Here is a 10,573-nt window from a genome sequence, read left to right as displayed (position 1 = left end):
AGTCAGGAGTCTTTCTAACTCCAGCTGTCGACAAAAAAGTAGCGAGTGAAGGCATTAATCAAGCGCTTTGCTATTTGAGAAAGACCTACCGCTTTGGTGGAGAACTTAAGCGCGCTGCCGAGCAAATTAATGCCGGTAATTTTATCGGTTTTCAAAATGACTTTTGCATTAGTCGCCACTTAGATAGCAATAACAAGCAGGTACGATGGTTCGACTATCAAGAGGGTGAAAACCAAGCTGAAATGAATGCTCAGCAAGTTCATCACTCAATCACGGCAGCCTATCAAAGCTATTTTGAGGCGGTGCAGAAGCAAGCAGATATCGCAGCATTGAATAGTGCCTTTGCTGACTTCCAATTGCTATGTTCGACTCATGAGGGCGAGCAGGGTGTGATCGCTATGAATAATTATATTGAACGAAGTTTGCTGGCGATGCTACCGGGGCACTATTCCGCCAATGTTGATACCGGATCTTTCCTGTATCATGGTAAGGCCATTCTTATTACTAAAAATCACGCAGACTTGGGTGTTTTTAATGGTGATATTGGCTTTGTCGTTGCTCGTAATCATGAGCCGGGTAGTACGGGAAAGTTTCAGGTGGAGGTGCCGCAAGGCTCGGGCGAGAGCATTATCGTATCACCGAAAAGGCTCAAAGCCTGGCAACCTGCTTACGCGATGACGGTGCACAAAAGTCAGGGCTCAGAGTACCAGCGTGTCGCGATTCTTCTTGCTGATTACGCTAAAGAACTTTTATCGCGTTCGCTATTATATACCGGTCTTACGCGGGCTAAACAGCGTTGTGATATATGGGCCGATACGCAGGCTCTGGAAAAAGCTTTTTTGGAGTGAATACTCAGCTAAAGTCTTAGGGTGTTATCTTTCCTCTGTGCAGCGAAGCGCTCTGTGAACTCGATGGTTCAATGTGTAGGCAGAGCCTTAACCTTGCTCGCCAAATAACTATTCACTTCGCTACTTAAGGTATGCTGAGCCAAAAACCGGGCTGCAAAGCCATTGATATCATCAATTTCAGTGCGTTTACCCGCGCGAATATCTTGTAGCATAGAGGAGATATTTGTGCTGGTTTTTTGCATCACATCGAAAACCAGCGTTTCGATTTCATCACCGGAAAGAGGGTAGCTTGCTGTGTTTAGCAGCTCGCTAAGTTCTAGCTTCAGTATTGGCCAACCTTCAATAAAACGTCGTGATGTCCGTACTTGGCCATTCGGGCAATTTAGTAGCGCTGTATAGGGATTAATAGCGCAATTGATCACGAGCTTGTGCCACAAAGCCTGCCATATGTCCTTTTCGTATTGGAGTGTTAGCGTCTTGTCTAATGCGGGTGGCTGAAGGTAATTAAGTAGCGCTCGGGCAGCATCGTTAGATTCTGCAGCTTTGTTTAAGGGGCCGACGCGCGTAAGGCCGGAGCCTGCATGGACAATTTGATTTGAAGAAACCCGATTAGCGCCTTCAGTCGTGACGGCGGCGAAAATAGGGTTATCAGGAAAGGCTTCTAGAATGTCGTATTGGCTACCCAGGCCATTTTGGAATAACACTAATAGGGTTTTATCTGTGATGGCTTCACCAAGCTTTTTAAGGCCGGGAAGGGCATCGAAGCTTTTGGTGCACACAAGTAGGCAATCGATTGTTTGCGGTGTTTGTTCTAGCCTAAAGCTTAGTTGGGTATTTTCTGGAATGTGAGCCAGGAAGGGGCTGCTAATAGAGAAGGAAAGTTCCTTGCGCATAGACAGGTTTGAGTATGCTCGCTTATCAATAAAGCTAACATGCGGGCCAGAGGCCCCTGAAAATCCGCAGTGCAGATGAGCTGCCCAAAGACAGCCCATTGCACCGGCACCCATTATGTGTAGCTTCAAGGCCAATTACATGGCCTTGATTTTTTCGAGCTGTTCAGCCAGCTTGGCTTGGCTACTTTGCGCGTCTTCCAGCTTAGCCTGCTCTTTCTCTACAACGTCTTTTGGCGCATTGCTTACGAACTTCTCATTGTTCAGTTTGCCAGAAAGGCGCTTAATTTCTTTCTCCGCCTTATCGATTTCTTTATTGAGTCGAGCTATCTCGGCATCAAGGTTGATCAAACCGGCCATTGGTACCAAGACTTCCATAGAGCCGACTAACTGAGTTGAACTCATAGGCGCTTCTTCGTCATTTAACCAGCTCATTGACTCGAGCTTGGCGAGTGACTTAACAAAGCCTTCGTTTTCCTGGAAGCGGCGCTGATCTTCATTATTGCCGTTACGCAGTAGAACGGGAATTGCCTTGGCAGGAGAGATATCCATCTCACCACGAATGTTTCGTATTGCGACGATGACACCTTTTAGCCACTCAACGTCACCCAGTGCTTTTTCATCGACTTTCGACTCATCTGCTTCAGGGTAAGGCTGAGTCATAATGGTTGCGCCAGACTGACCGGCCAAGGGAGCAACACGCTGCCAGATTTCCTCTGTGATATAAGGGATAAAGGGGTGAGCCATTCTTAGTACAGCTTCAAGTACTCGTACCAGTGTGCGGCGTGTGCCACGCTTAAGCGCTTCGTCGCTGTCGTCACTGTTTAGAATCGGCTTGGAAAGCTCCAGGTACCAATCACAATACTCATTCCAGATGAAGTCATACAAAGTGTGTGAGGCCATATCTAGACGGAACTCACCAATAGATTTTTCAATGGATGCTTCGGTTTGCTGAAGGCGCGAGATGATCCATTTGTCAGCTAAAGATAATTGATAATCGTCAGAATTCTGAGCACAGTCCTGATCTTCAGTATTCATGAGCACATAACGTGCAGCGTTCCAGATCTTGTTACAGAAGTTTCTGTAGCCTTCTAGGCGTTTCATGTCCCAGTTGATATCACGACCCGTCGAAGCCAGTGAGAATAGGGTAAAACGAAGTGCATCGGTCCCGTGTGCAGAGATACCGTCTTCAAAGGTCTTGCGCGTGCGCTTCTCAATTTTTTGAGCAAGCTGGGGCTGCATCATATTACCGCAGCGTTTTTCAACCAGAGATTCAAGGTCGATGCCGTCAATCATATCGAGCGGGTCGAGTACGTTACCCTTCGACTTGGACATTTTGTCACCATGCTCGTCTCGAATAAGGCCTGTTACGTATACATATTTGAACGGAACCTGGGCTTTACCGTTTTCATCTTTCATAAAGTGCATGGTCATCATGATCATGCGGGCAACCCAGAAGAAAATAATATCGAAGCCCGTTACCAAAACATCTGTTGGGTGGAAGGTCTTCAACCTTTCCGTTGCTTCTGGCCAACCTAGTGTGCCGAAAGTCCAGAGTGCTGAAGAGAACCAGGTGTCGAGAACGTCTTCGTCTTGAGACAGTTCAACTGAAGCATCAATATTGTTTTCAGTACGTACTTCTTCTTCAGTGCGGCCAACGTAAACATTACCTTCAGCATCGTACCAAGCCGGGATTCTGTGTCCCCACCAAAGCTGGCGAGAGATACACCAGTCCTGAATGTCGCGCATCCAGGAGAAGTACATGTTTTCGTATTGCTTGGGAACAAACTGAATCTCGCCATCTTCAACTGCCTGTATTGCAGGTTCAGCTAGCGGGCCTGCACGAACGAACCACTGGTCTGTAAGAAGTGGTTCGATGACAACACCTGAGCGGTCGCCGTAGGGTGCAACCAAATTGTGATCATCAATACTTTCTAATAAGCCAAGCTCTTCAAATTTTGCAATGATGGCTTTACGCGCTTCAAATCGATCCAAGCCAGCAAATTCTGCGGGTAGGGCTGTATCGAAAGCATCTGAAGCTTGGCCTTCAGTGTCGTAAACTTCTGCTTCTTTAAGGATGGCAGCATCAATATCGAAGATATTGATCATCGCTAGGCCGCAGCGCTTACCCACTAGATTATCGTTAAAGTCGTGCGCAGGTGTTATTTTTACACAACCAGTGCCTTTTTCCATGTCGGCATGATCATCACCCACAATCGGGATCAAACGACCAACAAGAGGCAATTCTACAAACTTACCGATCAGGTCTTTGTAACGTGGATCTTCAGGGTTGACTGCAACGCCTGTATCACCCAGCATGGTTTCGGGGCGAGTGGTTGCGACGACTAAGTAGTTTTTACCTTCAGAGGTTTTTTCACCATTGGCTAGTGGATAGCGAAGGTTCCACATATTGCCTTTTTTGTCTTTGTTCTCGACTTCCAGGTCTGAAATAGCCGTGTGAAGCTTAGGATCCCAGTTTACCAAACGCTTGCCGCGATAGATTAAGTCATCTTTGTATAAACGAACAAATACTTCCTGAACGGCTTTGTAAAAGCCATCGTCCATCGTGAAGCGTTCATGGTCCCAATCGACAGAAGCACCTAAACGACGAAGCTGACGGGTAATTGTGCCACCGGACTCTTCTTTCCAATCCCAGATTTTATCGAGAAAGGCTTCACGTCCGAGGTCATGGCGAGTTTTGCCTTCTTCAGCAGCAAGCTTGCGCTCAACAACCATTTGAGTTGCGATACCCGCGTGGTCGGTACCGACCTGCCATAAAGTGTTATGACCTTTCATGCGGTGATAGCGGGTTAGGGCATCCATAATAGAGTCCTGGAAGGCATGTCCCATATGCAAGCTACCGGTGACATTCGGTGGCGGAATCATAATGGTGTAGGGCTGGCCTTCATTTGAAGGCTTGAAGTAGCCGCTTTCTTCCCAGGTTTTATACCAAGACTGTTCTATTTCGCTAGGTTGGTAGGTCTTATCCATAATCGTTGATGCTTACTCGTTAAAAATGGCTAGAGGTCGAGTGCCTGACTTTCGCTTGGCATACGATAAAAAATGGCCGACATTATACATGGCGTGAGCGAGCTGAAGCTAGGGACTTGCTTAATATAGTTGCTTAAAAAAGCAAAGACTTCCCTAAGCTTTCCGTAGATCGTGGATATGAACCTCATGGCCAAGGCTCTTTAGTTGCTTGTATAAGGTACGTGCGTCCTGAATTTCGATTTCAATATTCGGAATGATTAAGCACAAACGGCTGAAATCTTCCAAGCGCTCGGGTAACTGCTTTCGTAGGAGGATGAGCAAAGAATCGTCTTTTTGAAGTGATGACTTTAATGGTTTGTCATCGATGATGACTGGCGCGGTTTTGCTTTCTGACTCATTTTGACCGAGACTATGAGGAATAAAGCTTTCGAGTTTGAAAGTCCATAAAGCGCTGTTTAGTGCTTCGTTTTGAATAGCGTCCACAGTCTGAATATGAATTCGACTGTGTTGTTGCAGGGCTTTCTCCGTTAAACGGCAACAAAAAGCAATTTGCTCAGAAAAGTTGGCTTCATTTAAGAGGTATAGGTCTATTCTGGGCATGCTTTTGTTGTCGCTGTCGTAATTAACTCAATAGTCTTGCTAGATATTTAAGACGCTTTGCTTAACAGATAGTTCAGTAGCAAAGGAACCGGACGACCTGTTGCACCTTTGTCTTTTCCTCCTGATACCCAAGCTGTACCTGCGATATCCAAGTGAGCCCATTTGTATTCTTTGGTGAACCTAGACAAGAAGCATGCAGCGGTAATGCTGCCTGCGCCTTTGCCGCCAATATTTTGAATATCGGCAAAGGGGCTTTCGATCTGTTCCTGATACTCATCCCAAATGGGTAATTGCCACGCTTTATCGTTTACCTCTTTGCCTGACTGCAGAAGTTCATCGACCAGGGTGTCGTCATTGCCCATCACGGCAGAGGTGCTGTGCCCAAGCGCGATAATGCAAGCACCAGTAAGTGTCGCAATATCGATAACTGAGGCGGGCTTGTAGTTTTTGGCGTAGGTTAGGGCGTCACATAAAACTAGGCGGCCCTCTGCATCGGTGTTTAGAATTTCTACTGTTTGACCCGAAGCTGTTGTCACGATATCACCAGGTTTGGAGGCGTGTCCAGCCGGCATGTTTTCAGCCGCTGCAATGATGCAGACGATATTCATTTTGGGTTGTAGGTCGGCAATTGCAGTCATCGTACCGATAACGCTCGCGGCACCGCACATGTCATACTTCATTTCATCCATTTGCGGGCCAGGTTTTAAGCTAATTCCTCCGGTATCAAAGGTGATGCCTTTGCCGACTAACATATGTGGCGCATCGCCTTCTTTGCCACCTTTATACTCAAGGATAATCATTTTTCCTGGTTCTGAGCTACCTTTGGATACGGATAAAAATGCACCCATGTTTAGTGCTTCCATATCAGATTCTTCGAGTACTTTTACTTCAAAGTTATTACTTCTGCTTGCTAGCGCTAGTGCTTGCTCTGCTAGGTAAGCAGGTGTACAGACATTTCCGGGTAGGTTGCCAAGCGTTCTGGTTGTAGCCATGCCTCTCGCCTGAGCTTGAGCGATCACAGTTGCTTCGCTCAAGGCTTGTTGGTCTGCAGTGCAGCAGACGACACTGATGTTTTCCAATATGATGGCCGGAGATTTTTTGCTTTTGTACTGATCGAAAGTGTAATGCTGGTCAGAAATTGAGCGAACGAGACTGTTTGCGAGTTGTCTGGCGCTAATGTCTGTGCCATCTATAGTATTGTCCAAAAAGCAGTGTAAGGATTTTACTTTGGCGCTTTTCGCTTGACTTGCTAATGCGCTGAAGGCCTTGTTTAGGCTGCTTAGGTTTAACTTCTTTTTGTCTCCCATGCCCAAAAGAATAACGCTATTAGCGTGTTCGCTACGAAGGGGTAGGAAGAAGCTTTTTCCTGAATCACTATCAATGTCGAATTGCGATATGCTTTGGCTTAGTTGCCCATCAAGAAGTTTGTCGAGCACTTTGCCTTGCTCACATAGTGTCTGATTTTCGTATAGGCCTATGCATAGGCTGTCTGCTTTTAGTGATGAAATCGCGGTATCGACAATATTGTAATTCATTTCTGTCTCTTATCGTATCGAAGGTCATTAGTGCTGAAGCACATAATGAGGTGGTTTGAAAACGTGTATCGTCATAGAATAGCAAGCCAAATGATGAACTGCATCGTTCTTCAGCAAATTTCTGATATTAGGGCATATTTTTGATTAACCATAAGGCACTTTTGAAAACGCTTTTTAGCAGATTATATATGGCGCTAGGGAACAATAATGAGAAGAATTAATCGTTACATTGTGCAAACAGTGGCGGCGTCCATGCTATTGGTTGCGGCGGTTGTTCTATCGTTAGATGTTTTGTTTGCGTTTATGGCGGAAGTGAATGATTTGAGTGAGCAGTACGGGATTATTGATGCCGCATTGTTCGTACTGACGACCCTGCCTCGACGAATATATGACTACTTGCCTTTGGTGGCGTTTATGGGGTGCTTGATAGGCTTGGGTGCAATTGCCAAAAATAGCGAGTTGGTGGTGATTCGTGCAGCGGGTGTATCGACCAGAAGGATTGTCTTTTTTGCGATGAAGCCTGCAATAGTTGTTGTGCTTATTGGTTTGTTTTTGGGGGAGTTTGTTGCTCCTGTAACGGAAGGTATAGCTCAGAGTCGTAGAGCGGTTCTCCAGGGGGCAGAGCAAAATGTTGCCAGTCATAGAGGGGTGTGGCATCGGGAGGGTAATACTTTTATGCACTTTAATGCCGTGCAATCAAACGGTGTGCTTCATGGTGTGTCGTTGCAGAGGTATGATGCTGATCATCAGCTTGAAAGTAGTGTGTTTGCGAAGCGTGCTATTTTTCAGCGTGGTACTTGGCAGTTAGAGTCTGTTATTGAAACAAGCTTTAAAGGGGCGCGCACTTACGTCAATCATTTCCCAACTAAAACTTGGCAAACAGACTTGTCTCCCTCGGTGCTTAGTGTGTTGGTTGTCTCATCCGACGACTTATCTATATCGGGTTTATATACTTATTCTCAATATCTTGAAGCTCAGGACTTAAACTCTGACGCTTATATGATGTCATTTTGGAAGAAAGCGTTTCAGCCAATTTCAACGGCAGTATTGGTCTTGGTGGCAATATCGTTCGTATTTGGGCCTCTTAGGTCTGTCACGATGGGGTTTAGGGTGTTTTCAGGGGTAGTGGTTGGACTGTTGTTCAAGTATGCACAAGACCTGTTAGGGCCGAGTGCAATTGTGTTTGGTTTTAATCCAATCTATGCGACTGTTATTCCTATTTCGGTATGTTTGGTAGCAGGGATATTCCTTTTGCGAAGGGCACGTTGAGCTGGAGTGAGAGCAGTGTCTCACACAGACTTTCCATGATTGAACCAGGTTGTTAATTCGCGTATTATTCAAGCAGCAACTAGACTGGATAAAATGCGTATGTAGTAGTCCTTGGGTCAAGGGTGGATTGTAGGACCTTGGCACAGGTTTGTGTATGCATGGATGCGGGCTGTATTTAAGAAAGAAAGGGGCGCCTAACGGTACAAAGTCTATATATCCCGATTGGACTAAAATAGAGCTGAAGGCCGGCACAATAAAAAAAGTAGGAGAATACAATAATGAAAGGCTTGAAGAGGTTGGCTTTGGTGACGGCAGTTTCTGCTTTGTCATCAAATGTGATGGCCGAAGTCCAAATGCTTGATGAAGATAGTCTACAAGACGTCACGGGTCAGGCAGGTCTTACTCTTGATGTAGAAAGTCAGTGGGAGATCGGAGAGTTCGCATATCACGATGCAGGCTATTTGTTGATTCAAGGTATCCGTATGGGTGGTAACTCGTTGGGTAATGGTACGGGCTCTGCAGGTACGATGCTTGACAACTTACGGCTTGAGATTGACATCGCCGGTGATGGTACCGACGGTGATAATGAGCTTGCATATGGTTTTTCCAATATGCGTGATATTGCTCAGATGTATGTAAATGATGGGAATACTGATACGACGTTTGTTAGTGTTGCAAACGGTATTGACTCAACTCGTGATAACGCTGTAATTGACGATAAGCGCACATATGGTGATGGTGATTTGGTAATCCATTTTGACTTTACTGATGGCTGGGCTTCAGAAGGCGGTATCGATCAGTATAGAGCTGACGGTAGATTTGGATTAGACGATTTTCATACTGCAGAGCTAGTCCTAGAGCATGCTGTCGACTTTCGTCTTGAAATCGATGCAATTGGCTTGGCAAGTTCAAGTTATGAGCTAGGTTCTGCTGGTCTAGATACTGATGGTCAGGGTCCCGACCAAGGTGCTGCTGGTACAACTACCTTGATTAGTCAATTAGGTATCCAGGGTTACTTAGGTCCTGATGACTTACATCTTGAGAACAATGGTAACGGCTTTGATGGATCTGGACCTCTAGGTGGTAATACGGGTAAGGCTGACTCCAAAATATACTGGGGTCGTTACTTTAAGATTACAGATCTGGATGTATATATTGATATTGCCGGTGTTCAGATTTCTGACATGGAAATTCACAATGAGCGTGGCGATTTGACAGGTTTGGATGGCACTTCATCATTTAGTTTTGCGCACTCTATTCGTGAAATCTATGCAGTTAAAGATGCTGTTTTAAATATAGATGGTCTGCTTGCTGGTAGTAATCCTTTTGTGGATGGTATTGCAATCAATACGCGCTTCAAGGGTGATATTGATATCCACTCTATCTCATTCGGCGATACTGGTGAGTCAATCGGTCAGTTGTTTATTACTGATATGGAGTCGACTACAAACTGGATTATCTCTGCTCACGATTAATTTTTTGTTTGTTGTCTAAAAAGCTCTCGATTATGTCGAGAGCTTTTTTTTGACCTGAGAAAGCTGGTTTGACTTATTTAGAGTCTAGCTGCGCTTTGGAATTCGTATAACTTTGCTTTCAGATGCGATGCATTGCCAGGTTCGATTTTTCTTATCGATGAATACCCAAAGGTAGCCAAGACCGAATGCGGCAATGGAAACTCCGGCGACAAAGAACCTGACAAGGGCTTGGTTCCAGCTGATTGATGTGTTGTCCTCATTTTGTATGCGTAAATGCCAAACCTGCATTCCAAGGGTTTGTCCGGTTTTAGTCCAGAAATAACCAAAAAACAGAAATAGGGAAATAAAAAGCGTTGAGGATAGTAGTGGGTCCTTAAGCGATTGGCCTGACTCATTAATTTGCTTGTACTCTTCGGCACCAATAAGGCTATGGCTAATCGCCATATAGATCATGGTGATGGTCATGGTGAGAGCTATGCATAAGATACTGTCATAAAAAAACGCAAGAAGTCGCCGAAGGAGTGTGGCGGGCATGTATTGGTCGCTTGGTTCGGGGAATTTATTCATAGTAATCGCATTAAGTTGGTGAATTGCGTGGAATATAACAGATTCTTGCTTTAGATGTCTTTTCTATAAAAGAATGCCTAAAGAAAATCTTTTTGCGGACGATAATAGCTATGAGGTCAACCGGATTTTAGAGGGTTTTGTATGAACGCATTAGATAACATTGACAAGCTAAACGATGGTGGGCTGTCGCGGCACCGCTCGCTAGATGCCAGTAAGATAGCTGAAAGCACTGGCTCTGCAAAGCTAAGTGCAAGTATGCAAACAAGCGTTGAAACTCAGCTTTTAGAAGCCGGTACCGATAGTGGAAGGAGAATTTTCTCCCGCTCGATAGAGACAAACTTTAGTTTCAATATTACTATCGAAAAACCTCAGTTTGAGTTTAAAGTGCCTTCTCCATC

9 protein-coding genes are annotated in these 10,573 nt (G+C 45.3%); 4 read left to right on the top strand and 5 right to left on the bottom strand.

Features of this window, described 5'->3' with window-relative positions; genetic code table 11:
* On the top strand, window positions 1-848 hold an 848-nt coding region (locus A3766_RS08120; RefSeq protein WP_197479432.1), incomplete at its 5' end, for an ATP-binding domain-containing protein.
* A gap of 68 nt (window positions 849-916) precedes the next feature.
* On the opposite strand, the gene A3766_RS08115 is transcribed toward A3766_RS08120, so the two are convergent.
* The 4 genes from A3766_RS08115 to A3766_RS08100 form a co-directional block, all read right to left on the bottom strand.
* Window positions 917-1,870, bottom strand: a complete 954-nt coding sequence (locus tag A3766_RS08115; RefSeq protein WP_156490266.1) for a ketopantoate reductase family protein — start codon at window positions 1,868-1,870, stop codon at window positions 917-919.
* Window positions 1,871-1,876: 6 nt separating this feature from the next.
* Window positions 1,877-4,729 (bottom strand): valine--tRNA ligase, encoded by a 2,853-nt coding sequence (locus A3766_RS08110; protein ID WP_068552996.1) that lies wholly within the window; start codon window positions 4,727-4,729, stop codon window positions 1,877-1,879.
* 153 nt (window positions 4,730-4,882) lie between these two features.
* The gene (locus A3766_RS08105; protein WP_068507836.1) at window positions 4,883-5,329 is read right to left on the bottom strand and encodes a DNA polymerase III subunit chi; all 447 of its coding nucleotides are present in this window, start codon (window positions 5,327-5,329) and stop codon (window positions 4,883-4,885) included.
* Window positions 5,330-5,376: 47 nt separating this feature from the next.
* Window positions 5,377-6,864, bottom strand: a complete 1,488-nt coding sequence (locus A3766_RS08100; RefSeq protein ID WP_068634075.1) for a leucyl aminopeptidase — start codon at window positions 6,862-6,864, stop codon at window positions 5,377-5,379.
* Window positions 6,865-7,071: 207 nt separating this feature from the next.
* On the opposite strand from A3766_RS08100, the gene lptG reads away from it, so the two are divergent.
* Both lptG and A3766_RS08090 read left to right on the top strand, forming a co-directional pair.
* Window positions 7,072-8,133: an LPS export ABC transporter permease LptG gene (lptG, locus tag A3766_RS08095; RefSeq protein ID WP_068552995.1), complete on the top strand. Its 1,062-nt coding sequence runs from the start codon at window positions 7,072-7,074 to the stop codon at window positions 8,131-8,133.
* A 278-nt stretch (window positions 8,134-8,411) separates the two neighbouring features.
* Entirely contained in the window at window positions 8,412-9,608 is a 1,197-nt protein-coding gene (locus tag A3766_RS08090) for a DUF6160 family protein (RefSeq protein ID WP_068552994.1), read from the top strand.
* 84 nt (window positions 9,609-9,692) lie between these two features.
* On the opposite strand, the gene A3766_RS08085 is transcribed toward A3766_RS08090, so the two are convergent.
* Window positions 9,693-10,175: an RDD family protein gene (locus tag A3766_RS08085; protein WP_068552993.1), complete on the bottom strand. Its 483-nt coding sequence runs from the start codon at window positions 10,173-10,175 to the stop codon at window positions 9,693-9,695.
* A 141-nt stretch (window positions 10,176-10,316) separates the two neighbouring features.
* Between A3766_RS08085 and A3766_RS08080 the strand changes: the two genes are divergently transcribed.
* The coding region (locus tag A3766_RS08080) for a hypothetical protein (RefSeq protein WP_156508780.1) at window positions 10,317-10,573 on the top strand (257 nt) is incomplete at its 3' end.

It is taken from the genome of Oleiphilus sp. HI0132, from assembly GCF_001635845.1.
The sequence above is the reverse complement of the archived record's forward strand: the minus strand, read 5'-3'. Positions and strand labels throughout refer to the sequence as shown.

Excerpts from the sequence above, each read along its gene's own strand:
- A3766_RS08085 (WP_068552993.1), bottom strand. The coding sequence starts at position 10,175 with ATGAATAAATTCCCCGAACCAAGCGACCAATACATGCCCGCCACACTC.
- A3766_RS08100 (WP_068634075.1), bottom strand. The coding sequence starts at position 6,864 with ATGAATTACAATATTGTCGATACCGCGATTTCATCACTAAAAGCAGAC.
- A3766_RS08105 (WP_068507836.1), bottom strand. The coding sequence starts at position 5,329 with ATGCCCAGAATAGACCTATACCTCTTAAATGAAGCCAACTTTTCTGAG.
- A3766_RS08090 (WP_068552994.1), top strand. The coding sequence starts at position 8,412 with ATGAAAGGCTTGAAGAGGTTGGCTTTGGTGACGGCAGTTTCTGCTTTG.
- lptG (WP_068552995.1), top strand. The coding sequence starts at position 7,072 with ATGAGAAGAATTAATCGTTACATTGTGCAAACAGTGGCGGCGTCCATG.
- A3766_RS08110 (WP_068552996.1), bottom strand. The coding sequence starts at position 4,729 with ATGGATAAGACCTACCAACCTAGCGAAATAGAACAGTCTTGGTATAAA.